Origin of the sequence: Marinobacter metalliresistant (assembly GCF_038098645.1) — a bacterium.
Taxonomy (GTDB): domain Bacteria; phylum Pseudomonadota; class Gammaproteobacteria; order Pseudomonadales; family Oleiphilaceae; genus Marinobacter; species Marinobacter metalliresistant.
The window spans coordinates 1,767,646-1,787,035 of sequence record NZ_CP101118.1 but is presented as its reverse complement, the minus strand read 5'-3'; the positions used below and the strand labels follow the sequence as shown (position 1 = coordinate 1,787,035).

Annotated in this window: 27 protein-coding genes and 1 pseudogene; 16 read left to right on the top strand and 12 right to left on the bottom strand. The window is 55.5% G+C overall.

The genetic code is table 11. The features are described 5' to 3' along the window. Positions 1-104: 104 nt before the first annotated feature. Both NLK58_RS08405 and ald read right to left on the bottom strand, forming a co-directional pair. Positions 105-1,490 (bottom strand): sodium:alanine symporter family protein, encoded by a 1,386-nt coding sequence (locus NLK58_RS08405; protein ID WP_117618090.1) that lies wholly within the window; start codon positions 1,488-1,490, stop codon positions 105-107. A 95-nt stretch (positions 1,491-1,585) separates the two neighbouring features. After that, complete coding sequence (ald, locus tag NLK58_RS08400) at positions 1,586-2,710, bottom strand: alanine dehydrogenase (RefSeq protein WP_117618089.1); 1,125 nt, start codon at positions 2,708-2,710, stop codon at positions 1,586-1,588. A gap of 194 nt (positions 2,711-2,904) precedes the next feature. Here ald and NLK58_RS08395 point away from each other — a divergent pair, with 194 nt between their 5' ends. The 6 genes from NLK58_RS08395 to NLK58_RS08370 all read left to right on the top strand — a co-directional run bounded on the left by NLK58_RS08395 (position 2,905) and on the right by NLK58_RS08370 (position 5,496). Beyond that, complete coding sequence (locus tag NLK58_RS08395; RefSeq protein ID WP_117618088.1) at positions 2,905-3,393, top strand: Lrp/AsnC ligand binding domain-containing protein; 489 nt, start codon at positions 2,905-2,907, stop codon at positions 3,391-3,393. Between the two features lie 43 nt (positions 3,394-3,436). Further along, positions 3,437-3,820: a hypothetical protein gene (locus tag NLK58_RS08390; protein ID WP_341582498.1), complete on the top strand. Its 384-nt coding sequence runs from the start codon at positions 3,437-3,439 to the stop codon at positions 3,818-3,820. Continuing rightward, positions 3,810-4,433, top strand: coding sequence for a DUF2931 family protein (locus NLK58_RS08385; RefSeq protein ID WP_162893697.1), 624 nt, complete (start codon positions 3,810-3,812; stop codon positions 4,431-4,433). The genes NLK58_RS08390 and NLK58_RS08385 overlap by 11 nt, the downstream gene beginning before the upstream one ends. A 189-nt stretch (positions 4,434-4,622) precedes the next feature. After that, the gene (locus tag NLK58_RS08380) at positions 4,623-4,877 is read left to right on the top strand and encodes a type II toxin-antitoxin system ParD family antitoxin (protein ID WP_117618086.1); all 255 of its coding nucleotides are present in this window, start codon (positions 4,623-4,625) and stop codon (positions 4,875-4,877) included. Further along, positions 4,877-5,173, top strand: coding sequence for a type II toxin-antitoxin system RelE/ParE family toxin (locus NLK58_RS08375; RefSeq protein ID WP_117618085.1), 297 nt, complete (start codon positions 4,877-4,879; stop codon positions 5,171-5,173). Before NLK58_RS08380 ends, NLK58_RS08375 begins: the two co-directional genes overlap by 1 nt. A gap of 119 nt (positions 5,174-5,292) precedes the next feature. Next, positions 5,293-5,496, top strand: coding sequence for a cold shock domain-containing protein (locus NLK58_RS08370; RefSeq protein WP_227539482.1), 204 nt, complete (start codon positions 5,293-5,295; stop codon positions 5,494-5,496). On the opposite strand, the gene NLK58_RS08365 is transcribed toward NLK58_RS08370, so the two are convergent. From NLK58_RS08365 to NLK58_RS08355, 3 genes are all read right to left on the bottom strand, one after another. Continuing rightward, complete coding sequence (locus NLK58_RS08365) at positions 5,497-6,489, bottom strand: MBL fold metallo-hydrolase (RefSeq protein WP_117618084.1); 993 nt, start codon at positions 6,487-6,489, stop codon at positions 5,497-5,499. A 271-nt stretch (positions 6,490-6,760) separates the two neighbouring features. Beyond that, positions 6,761-6,892 carry a hypothetical protein gene (locus NLK58_RS08360; RefSeq protein WP_264756471.1) on the bottom strand — a complete coding sequence of 44 codons (132 nt, stop codon included), beginning with the start codon at positions 6,890-6,892 and terminating at the stop codon, positions 6,761-6,763. 26 nt (positions 6,893-6,918) lie between these two features. Then, entirely contained in the window at positions 6,919-7,203 is a 285-nt protein-coding gene (locus tag NLK58_RS08355) for a DUF3175 domain-containing protein (protein ID WP_117618083.1), read from the bottom strand. Between the two features lie 120 nt (positions 7,204-7,323). Between NLK58_RS08355 and NLK58_RS08350 the strand changes: the two genes are divergently transcribed. Next, positions 7,324-8,220 carry a LamG-like jellyroll fold domain-containing protein gene (locus tag NLK58_RS08350; RefSeq protein WP_341582497.1) on the top strand — a complete coding sequence of 299 codons (897 nt, stop codon included), beginning with the start codon at positions 7,324-7,326 and terminating at the stop codon, positions 8,218-8,220. Between the two features lie 418 nt (positions 8,221-8,638). Here NLK58_RS08350 and NLK58_RS08345 read toward each other — a convergent pair whose 3' ends face one another. Further along, positions 8,639-8,851, bottom strand: coding sequence for a DUF6635 family protein (locus tag NLK58_RS08345; RefSeq protein ID WP_341582496.1), 213 nt, complete (start codon positions 8,849-8,851; stop codon positions 8,639-8,641). Positions 8,852-9,544: 693 nt separating this feature from the next. Here NLK58_RS08345 and NLK58_RS08340 point away from each other — a divergent pair. Continuing rightward, positions 9,545-9,988 (top strand): cupin domain-containing protein, encoded by a 444-nt coding sequence (locus tag NLK58_RS08340; RefSeq protein WP_117618080.1) that lies wholly within the window; start codon positions 9,545-9,547, stop codon positions 9,986-9,988. A 62-nt stretch (positions 9,989-10,050) separates the two neighbouring features. Here the strand turns inward: NLK58_RS08340 and NLK58_RS08335 are convergent, their stop codons facing one another. The 3 genes from NLK58_RS08335 to NLK58_RS08325 all read right to left on the bottom strand — a co-directional run bounded on the left by NLK58_RS08335 (position 10,051) and on the right by NLK58_RS08325 (position 11,389). After that, the gene (locus tag NLK58_RS08335; RefSeq protein WP_117618079.1) at positions 10,051-10,341 is read right to left on the bottom strand and encodes a helix-turn-helix domain-containing protein; all 291 of its coding nucleotides are present in this window, start codon (positions 10,339-10,341) and stop codon (positions 10,051-10,053) included. Continuing rightward, positions 10,338-10,520 carry a type II toxin-antitoxin system RelE/ParE family toxin gene (locus tag NLK58_RS08330; RefSeq protein ID WP_117618078.1) on the bottom strand — a complete coding sequence of 61 codons (183 nt, stop codon included), beginning with the start codon at positions 10,518-10,520 and terminating at the stop codon, positions 10,338-10,340. The genes NLK58_RS08335 and NLK58_RS08330 overlap by 4 nt, the downstream gene beginning before the upstream one ends. A 371-nt stretch (positions 10,521-10,891) precedes the next feature. Next, the gene (locus tag NLK58_RS08325; RefSeq protein WP_117618077.1) at positions 10,892-11,389 is read right to left on the bottom strand and encodes a DUF2780 domain-containing protein; all 498 of its coding nucleotides are present in this window, start codon (positions 11,387-11,389) and stop codon (positions 10,892-10,894) included. Positions 11,390-11,493: 104 nt separating this feature from the next. Here NLK58_RS08325 and dctP point away from each other — a divergent pair. The 3 genes and pseudogenes from dctP to NLK58_RS08310 all read left to right on the top strand — a co-directional run. Next, positions 11,494-12,168: pseudogene (gene dctP / locus NLK58_RS08320) on the top strand (TRAP transporter substrate-binding protein DctP); the annotation flags it as partial. After that, positions 12,145-12,612, top strand: a complete 468-nt coding sequence (locus NLK58_RS08315) for a TRAP transporter small permease (protein WP_227539522.1) — start codon at positions 12,145-12,147, stop codon at positions 12,610-12,612. The pseudogene dctP and the gene NLK58_RS08315, both read left to right, overlap by 24 nt. Beyond that, entirely contained in the window at positions 12,602-13,906 is a 1,305-nt protein-coding gene (locus tag NLK58_RS08310) for a TRAP transporter large permease (protein WP_341582495.1), read from the top strand. Before NLK58_RS08315 ends, NLK58_RS08310 begins: the two co-directional genes overlap by 11 nt. 49 nt (positions 13,907-13,955) lie before the next feature. Here NLK58_RS08310 and NLK58_RS08305 read toward each other — a convergent pair whose 3' ends face one another. Next, the gene (locus NLK58_RS08305; RefSeq protein WP_227539480.1) at positions 13,956-14,270 is read right to left on the bottom strand and encodes a hypothetical protein; all 315 of its coding nucleotides are present in this window, start codon (positions 14,268-14,270) and stop codon (positions 13,956-13,958) included. Between NLK58_RS08305 and NLK58_RS08300 the strand changes: the two genes are divergently transcribed. From NLK58_RS08300 to NLK58_RS08280, 5 genes are all read left to right on the top strand, one after another. Further along, positions 14,175-14,609 (top strand): thioredoxin family protein, encoded by a 435-nt coding sequence (locus NLK58_RS08300; RefSeq protein ID WP_341582494.1) that lies wholly within the window; start codon positions 14,175-14,177, stop codon positions 14,607-14,609. The genes NLK58_RS08305 and NLK58_RS08300 overlap by 96 nt on opposite strands. Before the next feature lie 90 nt (positions 14,610-14,699). Further along, positions 14,700-15,128, top strand: a complete 429-nt coding sequence (locus NLK58_RS08295; RefSeq protein ID WP_117618074.1) for a DUF4399 domain-containing protein — start codon at positions 14,700-14,702, stop codon at positions 15,126-15,128. A 147-nt stretch (positions 15,129-15,275) separates the two neighbouring features. After that, positions 15,276-15,653, top strand: a complete 378-nt coding sequence (locus NLK58_RS08290) for a nuclear transport factor 2 family protein (RefSeq protein ID WP_117618073.1) — start codon at positions 15,276-15,278, stop codon at positions 15,651-15,653. 281 nt (positions 15,654-15,934) lie between these two features. Then, positions 15,935-17,149, top strand: a complete 1,215-nt coding sequence (locus tag NLK58_RS08285; protein ID WP_117618072.1) for a serine hydrolase — start codon at positions 15,935-15,937, stop codon at positions 17,147-17,149. A gap of 117 nt (positions 17,150-17,266) precedes the next feature. Next, positions 17,267-17,806 (top strand): hypothetical protein, encoded by a 540-nt coding sequence (locus tag NLK58_RS08280; RefSeq protein WP_162893695.1) that lies wholly within the window; start codon positions 17,267-17,269, stop codon positions 17,804-17,806. Between the two features lie 39 nt (positions 17,807-17,845). On the opposite strand, the gene NLK58_RS08275 is transcribed toward NLK58_RS08280, so the two are convergent. Together NLK58_RS08275 and NLK58_RS08270 are read right to left on the bottom strand one after the other, a co-directional pair. Next, on the bottom strand, positions 17,846-18,295 hold the full coding sequence (locus NLK58_RS08275) for a hypothetical protein (RefSeq protein ID WP_341582493.1): 450 nt from the start codon (positions 18,293-18,295) through the stop codon (positions 17,846-17,848). 418 nt (positions 18,296-18,713) lie between these two features. Then, entirely contained in the window at positions 18,714-19,310 is a 597-nt protein-coding gene (locus NLK58_RS08270; RefSeq protein WP_341582492.1) for a DUF938 domain-containing protein, read from the bottom strand. Positions 19,311-19,390: the final 80 nt, after the last annotated feature.

The following is a 19,390-nucleotide window of genomic DNA, read 5'->3' as shown; positions in this document are numbered from 1 at the left end:
CTTCAGTACAGTTCTAATCCCGGTTTTTTGGCGACCTGGATAGAAGCCCGAAGGTTCTATCCAGGTCGTCGGTAACGGTGTCCGCTTGACGGACTCCGACACGGCTACTGAAATGCCGAGGACTCTGCGGGCAGACCGAGGGTTTGACGATCAAAGTATTCTCGGGTCAGTTTAAAGACAACGGGGCTCAGTGCCGCAATGGCGATCAGGTTCGGTAATGCCATGAGCGCATTCAGCGTATCCGCCACCAGCCATACGAAGTCAAGATTGAGTACGGCTCCCAAAGGTACCGCCAGTATCCATAGAATGCGAAATGGCCTGATCGCCTTGACGCCAAACAGGAACTCGACACAGCGTTCACCATAGAATGACCAGCCGAGGATGGTACTAAAGGCAAAGATAGCCAGGGAAATTGCCACCACGTAGTTACCAACGCCGGGTAACGCAGTGGCGAACGCCGATGACGTCAGAGCTGCGCCGGACTCACCCGACGTCCACACGCCCGAGCTGACAATGACCAGGCCGGTGATGGAGCACACAATGAGGGTGTCCAAAAAGGTTCCCAACATGGCGATCAAACCTTGGCGAACCGGGTCTTTGGTCTGTGCGGCAGCGTGTGCGATGGGCGCAGACCCCAATCCTGCCTCATTGGAGAACACGCCTCGAGCCACGCCGAAGCGGATAGCCGCCCATACCGCAGCACCGGCAAAGCCACCCTGGGCCGCGTGTCCGGTAAACGCGCTGTCGAAAATCAGTGCGATGGAAGCGCCAAGCTGATCGGCGTTGATGGCCAGCACCACCAGTCCCGCAACTATGTAGGCCACTGCCATGAACGGCACCAGAGTGCCGGCAACTGAGCCAATTCGCCGGATGCCACCAATCAGCACGGCGCCGACCAGCACCATGGCCACCACGCCCGTGGCCAGAGCGGGCACGGCGAAGTTGGCTTCAATCACCTGGGCAATCGAATTGGACTGTACGGTGTTACCGATGCCAAAACCGGCCACGGCACCAAAAATGGCGAAGGCGGTACCCAGCCAGCGCCAGCGTTTGCCCATGCCGTTCTTTATGTAGTACATCGGGCCACCGACATGGTTGCCCTGTTCGTCCACTTCACGGAACCTGACGGCCAGCACGGCTTCCGAGTATTTGGTGGCCATGCCCACCAGGGCAGTTATCCACATCCAGAACAGCGCCCCGGGGCCTCCCAGGAAGACGGCGGTCGCAACGCCGGCGATATTGCCGGTACCGACGGTGGCCGCCATGGCTGTCATCAGGGCTTGATAGGGAGAAACCTCGCCGTCGCTTTCTTCACCCTTTCTGGTGTGAACACCGCCAGCCAGCAGTTTAAAGCCGGTGCCGATTTTGAGTATGGGCATCAATTTCAGCCCCAGACTCATAAAAAAGCCGACGCCCAGAATAAGGATGAGCATGGGCCAGCCCCACACGACTCCGTTGATCGCTTCGAAGGCAGAACTCAGCGTTTCCATCTTATATACACCTCTCTTGTCTTGTTGTTAACTGGAAGTTTTTGTTGCTGTTTCAGAATATTGCTGGCGGATCGCCGTAAACAACGACCGCAGGATCAGGCCATAAGCTCCAGGCCCTGCTCCGGGGTGATGGCGTCGATACCTTGGGCGACACCGACGGATGGACAGGTCAGTGTTCCGTTAACCACGTTCAGGCCCTGGCGCAGATGGCTGTTGTCTGCCAGCGCCTGGCGCGGACCTTTGTCGGCTATCTGCAGGACGTAGGGCAGGGTGGCGTTGTTCAGGGCGTAAGTGGAGGTTCGCGCGACCGCACCAGGCATGTTGGCAACACAGTAGTGGACCACCCCATCAACGAGATAAGTGGGTTCCGCGTGCGTGGTAGGCCTGGAGGTTTCGAAGCAGCCGCCCTGGTCGATGGCAACGTCCACCACCGCCGCTCCCTGTGGCATTCTTGAGATCAGGTCACGGGTTACCAGTTTTGGTGCCGCCGCGCCGGGGATCAGTACCCCGCCAATCACCAGATCGGCTTGCAGCACCGATTGCTCAACGGTCTTGGCGCAGGAAAACAGTGTCTGGACCTTGTTGCCGAACAGCGCATCGAAACGCCGCAACACGGCCATGGACTTATCGAGTACCAGTACGCGGGCGCCCATGCCCACCGCCATTTGCGTGGCCGCAAACCCGACGACACCGCCACCGATGATGACGACCGTCGCTGCTTCGACACCAGGTACACCGCCGAGCAGCACCCCGCGGCCAGCCTGGGACTTTTCCAGACACCGGGCGCCCGCCTGGATGCTCATGCGCCCGGCGACTTCCGACATGGGGGCCAATAGTGGCAGCCCGCCGTTGGCATCGGTGACCGTCTCATAAGCGATGCAGGTAGCGCCGCCTTCAAGCAGTTCCTTGGTTTGCGCGACATCCGGAGCCAGGTGCAGGTAGGTAAACAGCGTGTGGTGGGGGCGCAACAATGCCCGTTCGCTGCTCTGGGGTTCTTTTACTTTGACGATCAGTTCCGCCTGCTCGAATACCTCTTCCGCCGATGCCGCAAGGCGGGCGCCTGCCGCCAGGTACTGCTCATCGGTAAAACCGACACCCGCGCCGGCGTCGGCCTGCACCACAACCTGATGGCCATGGGCCACCAGTTCGTGTACCGCCTCTGGCCCCAGGCCAACGCGGAATTCGTTGTTTTTAATCTCCGTTGGTACGCCAACAATCATACTCACTCTCCTGTTCAGGCAACGTTTGTCCATGACCTTCCGTCGTCAGTCACGGTGAAGTTGAAAATTGTATAAGGACGTGACAGGATAAAGTGCTGAATAAATAATTTATAAAAATATAATCATCTGCAATTTTTATAAATTAAGTATAAATAACTGCTTTCTGGAAATTTACAGGTAGGGGTCGGCTGTTTATGAAAAGACTGGACCGTATTGATTTGGCTATTCTGGAAGAACTGCAGAGTAATGCCCGGGTCACCAACCATGAACTGTCCAACCGGGTCAATCTGAGCCCCACCCCTTGCCTGGAAAGGGTCCGAAAGCTTGAGCGGGATGGCTACATTAAGCATTACCGAGCGATTCTCCATGCCCGCAAGTTGGGCGTGGGGCTCGCCGTTTTTGTGGAAATCAGCTTGACCCGGACTGGTCCGGATGTGTTTGCCAGGTTTAAAGAAGCCGCCATTAGCGTGCCCCAAGTGCAGGAGTGTCATTTGGTGTCCGGTAACTTCGATTACCTGATTAAGGCCCGGGTCGCCGATGTCGAGCAGTACCGGGCGTTACTCGGTGAAACCATTCTGGCGTTGCCGGGGGTAAAGGACTCCCGCAGCTACATTGTGATGGAAACGGTCAAAGAAGGTCAGGAGCTGGACATGAAGACGCTGGCAGAGCGGGTGGTCAGTTAGGGAGGTCAGATGGCAACCGTGTGAATCTGCATCACCCGGAGGTGTGGGAAAACCGGGACAGAAAACCGGGACGACAGGGGAAAACCGGGACAGATTTATTTTAGCGCGTATTCCGCTCTACCTGATGCATAAGTTGGCGGTGGATGCCGGTGTTCCTTTGGATGTTATTGATCCAAAAGATTCATCGGTCTCCCTGCCTGATGAACTAATAACTGTTGCCAGAAATCTTGCCGCCCACGTCTGGCATGGCAGCAACTTGCTGATGACTCCAGAATCCAGAGCGTTGCTGAAGCAACGATACATTCACCATTCGTATCATTACTTGAAGCTTGGGCCGCTTTATCCCTTTAAACCAGCCAAATATGGCAAACGGGCCGTCCATCCGAACAAAGGGCCGTGGATTGAAGGGGAGTATCATGAGTATTAAAAATCTCGCCGTCAGCGTCTGTGCTCTGGTGCTTCTGGGATGCTCAGATCATAGTGAATCAGAAGGGCCAACGTATGGCCCCGACTCCACCTACCGAAGCATCTCCGTTGTTGTGCCCCAACATTACGATGCGTGGGTCGAGACCTTTATCCTGGAATCTGTGTCGGGGGAAATCGGTTGGCGGGCACCCATTGGCATCGTCTCCTGTTGCTGGAAAGCGCCCTCTGGAGGGAATGCGGAATGGCAGGCAATGCCGGGATTAGTCCTCATCAAGTGGTTTTCGTTCGCCGAGCAGCAATCATACCGAGCGTTGATCAAACTGGAGAATGCCCGGGAAATCGAAGAGAAAATGAAGGAAGTCGCCCCACTTGAGCGATATGGCAAGACCTTTGAAATGCCTCGTAACGACCTTACGTTTGGTCTGGCACCGGGCGGCACGGTGGTTGTGTGGATTATGAACGGGGCGGAGAATGCGATCGAGGTAGGGCGATACCAAGCAAAACCCTACGATCACAAAAAGGAAGGAGAGGACTATACTCGCCGTACGGAAAGTTACCTCGAAAGGGAGGGAGATTTTCTTCAGCAAAATGGAATACGGTACGACGGTTGGTAAATCGGTGCGTTTGACCTATGAAACAGGCACCACAGTATCAAAGCCATGCACCGGATGCCAAACCCTCCGCTTCGCTCTGGTTTTGTCACCGGTGATGGCGGGCGTTGGGCGACAAGAAGTGGAGCATTGATTCGACGCAAGGGAATGGTATGATATTGTCATACTTCTGTTGTGTTAGGAACACTAGCTATGAGCATGCACCGGAAAACCATCACGCTGACTGAACAACAAGACGACTGGGTGAAAGGTCAAATTGAAAGCGGTCACTTTGGCAATGATAGTGAGTATATCCGCGATCTCATCCGAAGGGATCAGCAGGCCAAAGAACGTCTTGCCATGCTGAGGCAGGCCCTCGCTGAGGGTGAGTCAAGCGGGAAACCCAAGCCGCTTGATATATCCGCCATCAAGGCGGCTGGCCGTAAGCGAATGAAGGCGGCTAATTAGTGCTCAAGCTGAACATCACACCGAAGGCGGAATCAGACCTCATCAGAATTTGGATATATACCTGCGAAGAATGGGATGTTGATCAGGCGGATAAATACCTGGATCAGTTGGAGACAGGAATGAAACAGCTGATCAATCATCCGTCACTTGGCACGAACTATGCTCATGTTCTCCCTGGGTATCGTAGATTGCAGGTCGAGCATCACGCTGTTTTTTATCAAGTGCTTGAGCCGGACGTGCTCGTTGTTCGTGTGTTGCACGAGGACATGGATGCACCCGAAAGGCTTCTGGATTAGTGGTGGCTATTCTTTCGTCATTGCCCGCAATCAAAAGCACTATTGGCAGGGGAAAACCGGCACAGTAGATCAGCCTTAAGTCCGACAGGCTGCTATAAGGCTCTAAAGGCGATAGTGAATTGAATCAGAAAGGGTTACTCACTGCATGGAATGACGCCACGGGGTTTGGTTTCATTACTCCGGAGGGCGGTGGTGAACGGGTCTTTGCTCATATCAGCAGTTATGCAGGCCGGGGCCGGCCGGTTTCTAATCGCAAGGTGGCTTACAGCATCACGAGGGATGGTCAGGGCCGGCTGAGGGCAGGGCGGTTCCAGTACCGTTAATCACTGCGGCGACCAAACTTCCCCGTGCTGCATTACCCGAAATTCCGACTCACTCATGCCTTGCCTCTCCAACGCCAGCCGCAGTCGCCGGGGTGGCTCGTCCATGGGTTCGTCGGTCAGCACGAAGGTGCCCCAATGCATGGCTACAGACTGACGGGCGCCAATATCCTGGTGAATCTTGACTGCCTCTTCCGGTGCCACGTGCACCGGGGCCATGAACCAGCGCGGGTCGTAGGCGCCGATGGGTAGCAGAGCCAGATCAATGGGCGCAAGCAGTTCGCCAATGTTGTGAAACACCCGACCATAACCGGTATCACCGCCGAAATAGAACCGAAAGCCGTCCAGTTCGAGGAGCCAGCTACACCAGAGCGAGGTGTTGGTATCGGTGGCGGTTCGTCCGCTGAAGTGCTGGGCTGGCAGGCAGAACACTTCGTTTTTGCCGGCCAGGGGCGTCGATTGCCACCAGTCCAGTTCCACCAGATTGTGGATGCCGCGCTTCTCGAACCAGCGTCGAAGTCCCATTGGAATACAGAAGCACAGGTCAGCTCCGAAACGTCGGTGCAACTGGCGCACCGTTGCTTCGTCGAGATGGTCGTAGTGATTGTGGGAAATCAGTACCAGGTGGATCGGCGGCATTTCCGCCACCGTCAGAGCGGGTGGCGTGAACCGTTTCGGCCCGACCAATCGGAAAGGGCTGGCACGGTCCGACAACACTGGGTCTGTCAGTACGTTCAGGCCCCGGTACTGGAACAGGAAAGATGCATGCCCCAGCCAGGCCAGTTGTGGCTCTGCTGGCGGGTTCATCAGCAAGTGGCCATCCGGACGCAGCAGCGTGTAGCGTTTACCCTGCGGGAAACGTCGGCCGGGGGCCAGCTGCCAGCGCAGGAAATCCCCCAGGCCATGGCGGGGCACGGACTCCAGGTTTCGATACCTGCCCCGGTGAAAGTGGGGTTCCGCGGCAAGGGCGGCGAGGCGTTCACGGTCGATGGTCATGGATTGGGCTCACTAGCGACTGGTCTATTCGGTTATAGCCGTTTTTATCGATTTTTACACCCGGTCAAAGATCTCACATGACGTATCCAGCCTGCTCTCTACAGAAACACCGTTGAACTGATGGCAGGGACCTACGATCCTCGAAACAAACAAGCATTGGGTATTTTGGCACTGCGAGCCCGACGCCCAGACAAGTTCCTGGTAGGCGTTGACGAGGGCGTTCTGATGTTGAAAACCGGGACAGAGTTGTTTTTCGGATACAGGAAGCTCGTTATTTGCAGCGCTGGCTTTCGCGTAGGGCTGCCGCGCTTTCTTCGAGCCGTTGTTGTTCCCGGCCAAGCAGGATGCTGACCTGTTTCAGTTCCCGAATCCTGTTCTCCACGGCCGCTTTTTTTTCTGCCATCAGCGAAAACCAAAACCGGGACAGATTTATTTTTTAGCCCTGCCAAACAGGGCTCTCAACTCATCCTTCGCCCTCTCCAGGCGGTCTTGTTGCTCATCGGAGAGTTGCTTCCCCGCACGATTGATATAAAACGTCAGCATGGACATGGCGGACCGGTAGGGGTCCGATTTGCGCCGAGTGCTTTCTTCAGCAGACTTTTTCAGGGACAGGGCGATCTCTCTCGGATCTTCGAGGGAGAATACGCCCTGCTCCAGCGTCAGGGCATCGCTGGATTCGGTCACCTTTTGTGACCAGCGGTCGGATTTCGCCAAATTATGCCTCCAGAAGTTTCTCGAGCTGTCTCAAACCGTATCAAAGAATCGAAGAAAACCCATTCAATTGAAGAAGCGTAAGCGTATCTTGTTGGTCAGCCAAGGTTTTGAGGAGTAACTATGTTCCGCATTCACGTTGAGCGGGTTCTTGCCAAGGACATCGACACGATCTTTGAGGCCCTCTCCGATCACGCCCGCTACGATCGGTTTCCCGGAGTCGACAAGTCTCTGTTGGTTGAGGAGGGCAAAGACGAAAAGAATGGCACTGGCGCCCTGAGGATTATCGGAGCAGGCCGGCTTGAACTGACCGAGCGCATCACGCAGTTCGCGAGGCCAAGCAGGATGGACTATCGCATCGAGAGATCGAGTCCGTTCTCCGTTCAACACACGAAGGGAGAGGTTGTTTTGCAGCCTGAGGGGGAGCGAACGAGGGTCACCTGGATTTCCGAGGGGCACGTGCAGGTGCCGTTGCTTGGCCGGGTGATGGATCGATTGGCTGAGCGCAGCTTTTCGAAAGCGTTCAGTTCACTGCTCAAGGGAAAGACAAGCTCTGGTCGAGGGGGAGTTATCGGCTGGGGTAATTATGGTTCAGCCGGTCAGGTCAATGCTTTTCGTACTGGGACTAATGAAACGTTAACGCACTATGGTTGGAGCGGGGAGTACGATATCGACTTCGCTCACGCTCCGTCATTGTTAGATGGCATGTGGCATCACGTAGCGGCGACCTATGATTCAGCAACGTCGACTAAACACATTTTTTATGATGGTTTACTTGTCGGGTCAAAGGTTGTGCCGGATCTCAATGTCTTTGGGTCAGATTTCTCATTAGGGAAGACTTATGGAACGGAATATTTCCAAGGTTTGCTGGACGACGTCCGAGTCTATGATGCGCCATTGAGTGCAGCACAAATCATGGCACTTGCAACTGCAACGGTTTCAGTACCTGAGCCTCCAACATTCCTGCTGTTCGGGTTCAGCTTGGCCGTTATCGCTTTCCGCAGGAGGAGTAAAAGATAGCGAACTAATACTGGTCATTTATCGAAAAGCCGGGACAGATTCATTTTCTGAGTTTCTGCCCGGTTGGGTCTGGTTGAAGCAACAGATAACGATACTTCATTTCGCCGACATTACCTTATTTTCAGCTCTGTTGATCGCGCCAGTCATTTTTATCAAATCTCGTTTTGCCTGGGGCCGGAAATGATTAAGCCTAGCTGTTACAGCTGTCGGAAAAAGTTTGAGCCATCTGCGCTGCGGGTTTCGTACTCAAAAAACTACTGCGAAGGCTGTGGCGTGGGGCTGTTTGGCGGGGATTACTTCGGTTTCCCCAAAAAGCCCGCCCCAACGACTCAGAAGAACCTGGCTGTCCATTTTGCAGTGCTGCTTCTCGGGGTTGCTGGCTTTTGGTTGTGGTTTTGGTTGTAGAAAACTCCGTTAACTAAAGTAAACCCGACTTGATCATGTCGAACATGTCCAGAATCCGCGCCACAAACTGGTCTTTCGGGCGAAAGCTGCTTTGGGTGCTGCGTGTAACGTCCCGCTGCAGGTGATCCAGTAGCTTGTGCAGGCGCCGACGATGCAAGCCGACCGCCGCCTGAACCGGATCGGAAATAACACCGGACAAGGCCGAAAACGCCGCCAATAAGGCCATGACAGCGACCATAACGCTGGCTGTTGTCGCCAGCGAAGGCTCCGGTGGAAACCAGCTTTAGTACCACCTGCCGATGGTTTTCACCAAGGATAAAGTCCTGGGCGGCCAGGGTCTTTGCGAGCATGGATGCGAGCACCACCCCGAGCCCAATGCCGCCAGGTGTAAACTTCTCGGAAAGTTTTGCCTTTCAGGGCCAGTAGGTTCAGGCCAGAGACCACAATATTGCGCCATTGCGCCGGAAAACCTCGGGGCCAATGGCCCCCTTGTGCATACAAGAGGCATAGGCGATCGCTTTGGAGAATGGGTCAGAGTTCAATGAACCGGGGCGAGAACATGAGTGCCACGCCGAAAGCCACCAGGGCCAGGGTATTGGTTACGAGATACGGGTAAAGAATCAGCCCCCAAATCAGGTTCGCAGTTGCCATGGAATGTCTGTCTCCGGTGGAAAGCTTCTACCTTAATCCGTTACGGGCCCCGTGCCCAAGAAACTATTCTTTGGTGGTTCAGGCGAGCCGACAACCTGGCGGATTCATTTTCGGTTTTCTGAGTGTGGTTTGCGCTCCCTGTTCTAAACTCCAATTACGACCAGGTGTTCTTGGGTGGGGCCCTTACGCCGTTTCACGACGAAGAAGTTACATACTAGCTCAGCGTGATGCTCTTAAAGGGCATGAAAAGCCGGGCAGGAGCACACTGATGAAAAGGCACTCAACCATCGTTAGACCGGGTGATTATGAGAACGCGCTGAGTGTAGTAGGTACGAATGTTACCGTTCTCGCCGCAAAGCAGATCACGCAGGGGCAGGAGTTTACATTTCAATCTGGGGAGAAAGGCATGGGGCCTCCCCCGCACAGTCATGATTGGGACGAGGCATTTTTTGTGCTCAAGGGAAGCGTCGACTTCAACTGCGAGGGCAGAATGGAGACCTGTATGCCGGGCACGCTGGTTTTCGTGCCGGGCGGAACCGTGCATTCATTCCAGTATGGGCCGGATGGCGGCGAAATGCTGGAAGTGACCGGTGCAGGGAGTAAGGCGACCCAGATGTTCGCAGCGGTGGACAAGGAAATCCCTCCGGGCCCACCGAACATTGAGGTCATCACGAAAGTGCTGAGTAAAAACGGCGTTACGTTGCACTTGTAGTGGAAAGCCGGCAACCTCTTGCTGTGCTTCTTGGATAGATCCCGCCACCCTCTTCTCGGATATCAGGCTAATGCCCGGTCGTCTTCAACCGCTTCCAGCTTTACCCGAAAACCACAGGCTGCGGCATATTTGCTGAGCGTTCCCCAGCTTGGATTGCTACGGCCACGCTCAAGCCTGGAGATGTTGCTTTTGTTCGTTCCGAGTTTCTTCGCGACATCTTCCTGGGTGAGGCCCGCTTTCGTCCTCATGGAAATCAGCTGGTCGATCAGGCTGAATTCTTCCTCGAGGGCATCGTATTCCTGACGAACCTCGGGATCTTTCAGCGCTTTCTGCTTAAACTGTTCGAAACTCATGATTTTTTGACCTCCTTCAATCGCTCTTTCGCGAGTTCCAGGTCTTTCTTCGGTATTTTCTGATCCTTCTTTACAAAGGCATGCAGAATTATAATTCGCTTGCCCTGCATGTAGCAGAAGATTCCTCTCCCGATTCCTTCTTTGGCTTTTGCGCGGATCTCGAAAAGCTCGTCACCCAATGACTTTGTGTGGGATCCATGGGTCCTCCCTTCATCGGGTAAAGCGCAGTGCTTGAAGGGTTAAGGACGTCATGGATCGGCCTCACTGGCGACTCGTCAATTCGGTTAAAGCGGGTTTTCTCGATCTTTACTCCCGCCCAATCAAGAAAAACGGGACAGATTCAGTTTCCGCCTGATGATGTTTCGGGCTCTCCTGTAACGTTCGGTCGGTCTGCCAGATGCCTCATGGAGGCTGCATAGCAACAGTGTCATTTATTTTCGGGAGCCATCACCAGCAGCTCCTGCAACATGCTGTAGCTTAGTCCCCAGATACAGGCATCGTGGTAGCGGCAACAGGGTAGGTTCAGCCCTCGTGTGGCCTTACCACTCGCTTATCCCGCCGGCGCCCAAAGGCTCTGTAATTGCCCCAGTATTGATGAGCCCACTCCCTGATCGCCCAGGAAACTCATCAGGATGGGAACAAACTGTTGGATCATGGCGCTTTCCATGCCCAGTGCGGAGAACGCCGACTGCACACCGTCCATGGACGAGATGTTGGAGAGCAGGCTGTCGCTCAGGCTGCTGCCACCCGCCAAAAGGCTGGATAGCCCCGTAGCTTTTCCGGTGAGCGTCCCCATTGTCTCGGCGCCGAGCTGGTTCTTGGCCAACTGCAGCAGTGCGCCTGTGCCACCCATTGCCTGAGTCTTGGTAACACCAAGCTGACCCTGCAGCTGTCCGACCAGTTGCTGCGCCTCACTCGTGACGTCTGTGGTTGAAGAAATCGCTGCCGAGCCTTTGGAAAGGGTGTCGTTCAGGCTCAAGGCGTCAACGGATGGAGCGAGGAGGTAGATGCTTGAAACCAGGAGGAACTGTTTGAGGATGGCGTTCATTGAGATTCCTTGAGAGAGTTGTTGGGACGTTAGTAACCTAAATATCGGGGCGCAGGATCTGAATAAAAGTGTGGTAAACCGAGACAGCTTTTCTCTTCTTCAACATGAAGATTTACAGCAACTCCCAGCTGGTCTCCGGAGACCAGACCAAGGAGTTCTCCGCCATGCGTTCCGGGCTGATCGATATGGCGGTCGGTTCTACCATTAACTGGTCGCCCCAGGTTCCGGAACTGAATCTGTTTTCCCTGCCGTTCCTGATGCCGGATTATGCCGCCATTGATGCGATTACCCGGGGGGAGACAGGTGAGGCGATCTTTGCCGCGATCAAGAAACGTGGTGTTACCCCGCTGGCCTGGGGTGAGAACGGCTTCCGCGAGCTGTCCAATTCCAAGCTGACCATTGATGAACCGGCCGATCTGGACGGGCTGAAAATTCGAGTTGTGGGTTCGCCGCTGTTTCAGGACACCTTTACCGCCCTGGGCGCCAACCCCACTCAGATGAGCTGGGCCGATGCCAAGCCGGCACTGACCACCGGTGCCGTAGATGGCCAGGAAAACCCGCTGTCGGTCTTCGACGTGGCGCGTATCGATCAGGTTGGCCAGAGCTACCTGACCCGCTGGCACTACATGGCAGACCCGCTGGTGTTTGCCGTCAGCAACCAGGTGTGGGACCAGTTCTCCGAAGAAGATCAGGCCCTGCTGAAGCAGGCCGCGATTGATGCCGGCCAGTGGGAGATCGAGAAATCCCGTGGCGAAGTGGACGCGATCCTGGCCACCATCGCCCTGATCGCGATCTGCGGGATCAGCCTTGGCAACGTCATCGTCCGCTACGCCACGGATGCATCGTTTGCCTTTACCGAGGAGTTTTCGGTTTTCTGCCTGGTCGTACTCACTTTTGCGGGAGCGGCGGTGGCTGCGCGCCACAACCAGCACATCCGCATCGAGCTGATTGAACACTACCTTCCACTCTGGGCGCGCAAGGTGGTTTACGTGCTGCAGTGGCTCGCTGGTGTGACCGTTCTGGGCATCATGACCTGGTATGGCAGTACCTTCGCCCTTCAGGAATACCAGTGGGAATCCCTGTCACCGGGGCTGGGGCTGCCCAACTGGATCTACGTAATCTGGCTGCCGTTGTTGTCAGTGGCCATCATCATCCGGATGACCCAGAACACGATTGATCGCCTGCGCGGCAAGATCGATCCGGAGGTGATTCATGAGTCCTGATCTGTTGATGATCGCCAGCTTCCTGCTGGCTCTGCTGATGGGTGTGCCGGTGGCTATAGCTCTGGGTGTGGGTGGTGTTGTCGGCATTGTGGCAGGGTTGCCTCTGGCCATGCTGGGTACCTTCGGCACCAACACCTACAACAGTGTGGCCAAGTACCCGCTGATTGCGATTCCGCTGTTTATTCTGACCGGCCTGATTTTCGAGCGTGCGGGGGTGGCCGCCAGCCTGGTGCGGTTTGCCCAGGCGATTATTGGTCCCCGGCATGGCGGACTTACCGTTGTCGCGGTGCTGGTGTGCCTCATCATGGGGGGGATGAGTGGTTCCGGTCCTGCCGATGCAGCCGCAGTGGCAATGGTCATGTTACCGAGCATGAAGAAGGCGGGCTATCCGCAGCCGTTCTCCGCTTCGCTGATTGCGGCTTCGTCGTCTACCGCGATTCTGATTCCGCCGTCCATTGCGCTGATTCTCTATTCCATTGTGGTGCCGGGCGTGGATTTGCGGGCACTGTTTGCCGCCGGGTTGTTCCCGGGCATCCTGGCGGGTGTGTCCCTGCTGGCGCCGGCGCTGTATTTTTCCAGGAAGTATCGCTGGGAAGATCCGGAGACGGTAGAGCGTCCGCCGCTCTGGCCCAGCTTCAAGGCGGCTTTGCCGGCGCTGTTTGCGCCGGTGATCATTCTCGGCGGGCTGCGTTCGGGGCTCTTTACGCCCACTGAGGCGGCGGTTGTGGCCGTCACCTATGGCGTACTGGTCGGCTGCCTGTTGTACCGAAATCTGGGCATCCGGGACCTGTGGAACCTGATGACCGAGGCGGCCGTTACCTCCGGTGTGGTCATGTTCATCATTGCGTTGGCCGGCATCTTTGCCTGGGCCGGCGCCACCCTGGGCACCTTCCAGCATCTGGCTGATGCGCTGCTTTCTCTCTCGGAAAACGGATGGGTGCTGCTGGGGCTGGTGATGGTACTGGTACTGATCGCCGGTATGCTGCTGGATGCAATTTCCATCTACCTGATCCTGATCCCGATTGTGCTGCCACTGATGAATCATTTCGGCTGGAACCCGATCTGGTTTGGCATTCTGCTGGCGATGAATATTGCCATCGGGCAGTTCACGCCACCGGTTGCCGTCAACCTGATGGTTACCACCCGTATCGCCAACATTCGCCTGGAACATACCATAGGCTGGGCGCTGGTTTTTATCGCGGCCATGGCTGCCAGCCTGCTGGTGGTGATGCTGATGCCGGGCATCGCGCTGTGGTTGCCGGAGAAGCTTGGTTATGTGGTGGGGCCTTGGTAGTGGCATTGTGGAAAACCGGGACACTGGATGTCTGCCTCGATCATGCCGTTTATGGCGATGACGCCCAGCCGAGCATGCCATCCTGTAGTACCTCGGTGTAGGAGGTCAGGTTCTTGAACGGACCGTCGTTCAGGCCGGCGAGTACGGCGTTGGCGATGTTGCCGATGGAGGAAGAGGGAATCAGTTTGCCATCCTCGGTCACGCCGGCCACTTCGATCACCGCCACGTCCAGTTTACCGAAGAAGCCGGACCAGGCGTGCTGGGCAACATGGGAGAGGTGAATGTCGATGTATTCCATCCGCCCTTCGTTGATTTTCTGCCGGCAGACCGAGTCACTCTGGTACGCCAGCAGTTCTTTCGTCATAAAACCCGAGTGAAAAACGTCTGCTCAGAAGAAGCTTTATCGGAACTGCTACAGTCCAGACCGGCTGTTCTTCTCCTCTTTGGCGGACCGCACTGCGGCGTCTGTCAGGCCATGAAACCTCAGCTCGAAAAGCTTGCCAGCGAGGAATTCCCGAAACTGGTGACCGCTTACATCGATTGCCAGGAAGCTGCCGGCCCGTTGTGTGCTGCTCGCGGTATCTTTTCTTTGCCTGTTGTCCAGCTGTGGTTTGGCGGGCAACGATTCGCGGAATTCGCGAGGGTGTTCTCCATCGGCGATGTGGGTGCTGCGCTGGAGCGGCCTTATGGGCTTTTGGAGTGAGGGGAAATAAGTCCGTCCCGGTTTGGCAGATATCGATACTCCATTTCGCCGGCTATACTGGCATTTCACGAATGTAAAGGAGGACGTGAAATGAACAGGATCGCAATCACCTTGTTTTCAGCTCTGTTGATCGTGCCAGTAAACGCGTTTGCTGAGAGCATGATGTCAGATGCCCCTGCAAATGCCGAAGTGTATTTTGTTCAGCCAAGCGATGGTGCAACGGTTGAGGGCACCTTCAAGGTCGTGTTTGGTCTGCGGAATATGGGTGTCGCGCCTGCGGGTGTCGAGAAAGCGGGTACCGGGCATCACCATTTGTTGATCGATACTGAGGTGCCGTCCGATTTGAGCAAGCCGCTTCCAGCCACCGATCAAATCAAGCATTTCGGCGGAGGGCAAACAGAAACCGAGATTACGCTGCAGCCTGGCGAGCACACTTTGCGGTTGTTACTGGGCAATTATGCGCATGTGCCGCACAGTCAGCCGGTCGTCTCTGAGCAGATCACGATCACGGTTGAATAATTGAGCGCGGGGTTTAGGGGCAGACAGGCCGGGGCAATCGACTCATTGTCGCCGCTCTGTTTTCTGGTATTCAGGGAGCCTGGTGCGCTACTGTTTATGAAATCCTGCGTATTCAACCTTGCCCGTTCTGGAACTTGGAGTGTATTCATGCAGCCAATGGATATTGTGGCTCAGTTCATCGCGGATATCCGTGCCCAGCGGCTGGATGAAGCAAAGGCCTTGCTGGCTGCCGAAGGGTTTGAATATGTGGGGCCGAACATGCGTTTCCTGAGCCGGGACGACATGCTGGCCTACCAGTTCGGTATGTTTGCCATTCAGAAAGACCTGGTTCTGCGTCAGCTCAGTGCCGACGGTGACCACGTGTTTGCGATCCTGGATTACCGTACCTACTTTGAGCCGATCGGGGATGTGCGCCTTGCCATCTGGTTTCGTGTGCGGGAAGGCAAAATCCAGTGCGTTGAAACTTTCTATAATGCGGCAGTGGTTGAAAACATGCTGGGAGGGAGCCTGCCTTCAGCCGACTGAAAAAAGAAACGTCCCGGGTTCCTTGTGATCATACAGAAACTCCGCTGGCTAAAGTAAACCCGATCTAATTATGTCGAACGTGCCCAGAATCCGCGCCACAAACTGGTCTTTCGGGCGAAAGCTGCTTTGGGTGCTGAAAGCGGGACTGAAACCGGGACGGATTTATTTCCCATGGCCTCCGGGGCTGCATAATCTCAAATCACGGCTGGCCGCGAGCTCCAGGATCATTGTTTAATAACGCCGCAATGACTCCAAAACCACATAATCAAGGAGCCTCCTCTATGGCGGAACTCAAACAGGTTGCCGGCCTCGCATCGGACCATCTTCCTAACATTGAAGGCCACCTTGACCGTCGCTATATCCAGCCTGGAAAATTGCCCGGCGCACTGACACTGGTGGCCCGGCGAGGGGAAATTGCCTATGTAAAAGCTCAAGGGCTGATGGATGTGGAGCGCAACAAGCCGGTCTGCCGGGATACGGTTTTCCGCATTTATTCCATGACTAAGCCGGTCACATCTATCGCCATGATGCAGCTTTATGAGCAGGGGCGGTTTCTGCTGGATGATCCCGTACACAAGTATATTCCGGCCTGGAAAAACCTGCGGGTTTATAAAAGCGGTGTCCATCCCAATTTCCTGACCGAACCCGCGACTCGCACCATGACCATTCGCGACCTGTTCACGCATATGTCCGGCCTGACCTACGGATTTATGAACCGCACCAACGTTGACGCTGCCTACCGGGACCTAAAGCTGGATGGCAGCCGGAGTATGACGCTGGAAGCACTGGTCAATCAGCTGGCGGAACTGCCGCTGGAGTTCTCGCCAGGTACGGCCTGGAACTATTCGGTCAGCACGGATGTGCTGGGGTATCTGGTGCAGCTGCTGGCTGATAAGCCTTTTGATGAGTATCTGCGAGAGCATATCTTTGAACCTTTGGACATGCCTGACACCGGCTTCCAGGTCCGCGACGATCAGCTTGACCGCTTCGCCGCCTGCTATCAGTACCAGCCCGGCGATCAGTTCAAGCTGCAGGACGATCCGCAGACGTCCCCTTTCCGGCACAAAAGTAAGTTTGTGTCTGGCGGCGGCGGGCTGGTTTCCACCATTGACGATTATTTCCACTTTGCCCAGGCACTTTGTCAGGGCGGAGAGTTTCGGGGGCGGCGGGTTATTGGTCGAAAAACTCTGGAATTCATGCGTCGTAACCACCTACCTGACAATCAGGACCTGCCAGGTCTATCCGTCGGTGCGTTCAGCGAGACACCTTATGCCGGGAGTGGCTTTGGCCTGGGCTTTTCGGTAAAGACTGATGTCGCCAAATCCCAGACCAACGGATCGGTCGGCGAGTACGGTTGGGGTGGCCTGGCGAGTACCAACTTTTTTATCGATCCTGTCGAGGAACTGGTGGTGATCTTCATGACGCAACTGATCCCCTCGTCGACTTACCCGATCCGTCAGGAGTTGCGGGCCATCGTTAATGGTGCGTTGGTGTGACCCACAGAACCCGATAACTCGGGGGAAAGCCGGGTAGGCCGAGCTATGAATGAAAACCGGGACGAATGTGAATGAAAACCGGGACGGATTTATTTTCTAATTGCCGAGCTCGATTATTTGCCCACCTTCGGCAACCGTCTCACTGTATTTCTCGCAGTTATTACGACAGCCGCCTACCAGGAGATGATGGCCCGTGGAGTGCCTTCGGAGTACGCCAAAACACTGGTGGGCGATCTGGGCTGGAAGGTTTACAACTGGATGCTAACGACCGTATCTGTGCCTTTTCGTGTCACTAGCCGCGACCCTGCAAAACGTATGGAGAGGGTTCTCCGGGCGCTAATGATTTTCCCGTTCAGTGCGCCGGGTGCTCCAGGTTATGAAGTGAAAGTATGGACGGAAGGAAGCAATACCTATACGCACTGGACCCACTGCCCACCACAAACCTTTGTTCGTCGCGTCATCGAATTGAATGGCGACCAAGGCGAGCTCGATGCCTTCTTTAAGTCCTGGTGTCTTTATGATTGGCCGGGTGCGGATGTTATCGCCAGCGACGGTCAGCACGGACATTACACTCGCCTGAATACCCTCTCCAGAGGCGATTCGAATTGCGATATGTGCTGGCATGGTTGTGCGAAGTCTGGAAAGGAGCGAACGTGAAAAACGGGCTGATCGAGTCAGCCCGCTCTCAGCCTTACCTTACTTCACCGGCAGCAAGGGGCACTGGAAGTAGGGCGGCGGGCCATCTGCAAAAGATCCCGGAGTGATAACCAGGTGATTCATGGATTCGTGATACTGGATGTCCTCATAGGATTTCAGAATCGGCACGAAGCCATGATACATGAACGCGGACTCGGTCCATTCCACCGTGTGAGTGAACCAGCGCCCACCGTTATAGGCGGAATTGCCAGGTGCTGCTTCGGCGACGGGCAGCTGACCTTGAGGGTTATTGGAATTTGTCACCACGTAGAGTGCGTCGAATGACTGAATGTTGTTGGCCCTGGGCGCAGGCAAGGTGGTGGTTCCTTTGGTGCCCCAGACTTCGCCATCACCCCAGAGGGCGGGCATGAAATTTGGCTGGCCGGGGTCGGCGTGAGCCAGACTGGCCATGAGAAAGCTTCCCAGTAAAAGCAGAGCGATACGTGACATGATGGATCCTCCTTGGCGGTATAGTTGTCGCGTTTTGCCTTCCGGCCCGCAGGATTTCCAACGGGCTAGGTGTAGCTTCTACCCGCCTCAGAGAGAGTTCCTCACATGACAATAAAAAAATCGTCACGGTTTCTTAACGACTTTCCGAAAGCCGGGACAGATGTATTTTTCGAGGGTCTTCCGGGTTGAATCAGGTTGAAGTGGTGTTGCTGGTACAAAGCACCCAGCATCTCGGCTAACCTTGTCTTCGAACGCACAGAAAGGGCTCTGTGTTTCCCAAGCCAGGAGACGCTGAGGCCCAGACAGGCCCTGGTAATCGTGCCCGGTTTTTGCTCGCTGTTCCAAAATGGCCGGGAAGTTGCCCGCCAGAGCGGTGTCGTGAACCAGGCGCAGATCAGTCAGTGGCTGAAACCGAAAGCTAATGGCTGAAAACCAGCAGCCGGTTGTTGGCTGGCATCGCGTAGTTTTCCGCCAGAATCAGGCCCACCGCCTCTGCCAGTGCAGATAGATCTTCCAGATCTCGTATGCCCATGTGGGGTGCTCGGGCTCTTAGATGCTGGTCAAACTGTCGGTTGCTGTCACTGGAAAACTGGCCCTGGTGATTGAACGGACCGTACAGGCAAAACACTCCGTCTTTTGGCAGGCGCTCCACGAAGTGGTCGAACATCTGTTCGATTTCATTCCATGCCATGATGTGGGCGGTGTTCGCTGAGAACGCCCATCGGAAGGAATTGACAGGCCAGTGGGCAGTCCCTACGTTCAGCTCAACCATGGGCAGGATATTCGGCAGCGCGGCCTGCTCCAGTCGAGGGCGACCTATGTGTGCCGCATCGGGATGGTCAGTCGGTTGCCACTGCAGGTGGGGCATGGCCTTTGCGAAATGTACGGCGTGCTGTCCAGTGCCTGTCCCCACCTCCAATACCCTGCCCGGTGCCTCAAAGATCTCACGCAGTCTCTCCAGGATCGGGGCTTTGTTGTTCTCACAAGCTTGAGAAAAGGGCAGGTTGGTAGTCATTGAGTCATACTCTCCGTTCTCTGAACGTTATCACAAACCGCTGCTGGTTTGGCGCTCCAGACCTGAATCCAGAGCCAGCA

Coding starts and splice junctions, on each gene's coding strand:
- NLK58_RS08405 (WP_117618090.1), bottom strand. CDS start 1,490: ATGGAAACGCTGAGTTCTGCCTTCGAAGCGATCAACGGAGTCGTGTGG.
- ald (WP_117618089.1), bottom strand. CDS start 2,710: ATGATTGTTGGCGTACCAACGGAGATTAAAAACAACGAATTCCGCGTT.
- NLK58_RS08395 (WP_117618088.1), top strand. CDS start 2,905: ATGAAAAGACTGGACCGTATTGATTTGGCTATTCTGGAAGAACTGCAG.
- NLK58_RS08385 (WP_162893697.1), top strand. CDS start 3,810: ATGAGTATTAAAAATCTCGCCGTCAGCGTCTGTGCTCTGGTGCTTCTG.
- NLK58_RS08380 (WP_117618086.1), top strand. CDS start 4,623: ATGAGCATGCACCGGAAAACCATCACGCTGACTGAACAACAAGACGAC.
- NLK58_RS08365 (WP_117618084.1), bottom strand. CDS start 6,489: ATGACCATCGACCGTGAACGCCTCGCCGCCCTTGCCGCGGAACCCCAC.
- NLK58_RS08360 (WP_264756471.1), bottom strand. CDS start 6,892: ATGGCAGAAAAAAAAGCGGCCGTGGAGAACAGGATTCGGGAACTGAAA.
- NLK58_RS08350 (WP_341582497.1), top strand. CDS start 7,324: ATGTTCCGCATTCACGTTGAGCGGGTTCTTGCCAAGGACATCGACACG.
- NLK58_RS08345 (WP_341582496.1), bottom strand. CDS start 8,851: ATGGCCTTATTGGCGGCGTTTTCGGCCTTGTCCGGTGTTATTTCCGAT.
- NLK58_RS08340 (WP_117618080.1), top strand. CDS start 9,545: ATGAAAAGGCACTCAACCATCGTTAGACCGGGTGATTATGAGAACGCG.
- NLK58_RS08335 (WP_117618079.1), bottom strand. CDS start 10,341: ATGAGTTTCGAACAGTTTAAGCAGAAAGCGCTGAAAGATCCCGAGGTT.
- NLK58_RS08325 (WP_117618077.1), bottom strand. CDS start 11,389: ATGAACGCCATCCTCAAACAGTTCCTCCTGGTTTCAAGCATCTACCTC.
- NLK58_RS08310 (WP_341582495.1), top strand. CDS start 12,602: ATGAGTCCTGATCTGTTGATGATCGCCAGCTTCCTGCTGGCTCTGCTG.
- NLK58_RS08300 (WP_341582494.1), top strand. CDS start 14,175: ATGGGAGAGGTGAATGTCGATGTATTCCATCCGCCCTTCGTTGATTTT.
- NLK58_RS08305 (WP_227539480.1), bottom strand. CDS start 14,270: ATGACGAAAGAACTGCTGGCGTACCAGAGTGACTCGGTCTGCCGGCAG.
- NLK58_RS08295 (WP_117618074.1), top strand. CDS start 14,700: ATGAACAGGATCGCAATCACCTTGTTTTCAGCTCTGTTGATCGTGCCA.
- NLK58_RS08290 (WP_117618073.1), top strand. CDS start 15,276: ATGCAGCCAATGGATATTGTGGCTCAGTTCATCGCGGATATCCGTGCC.
- NLK58_RS08285 (WP_117618072.1), top strand. CDS start 15,935: ATGGCGGAACTCAAACAGGTTGCCGGCCTCGCATCGGACCATCTTCCT.
- NLK58_RS08275 (WP_341582493.1), bottom strand. CDS start 18,295: ATGTCACGTATCGCTCTGCTTTTACTGGGAAGCTTTCTCATGGCCAGT.
- NLK58_RS08270 (WP_341582492.1), bottom strand. CDS start 19,310: ATGACTACCAACCTGCCCTTTTCTCAAGCTTGTGAGAACAACAAAGCC.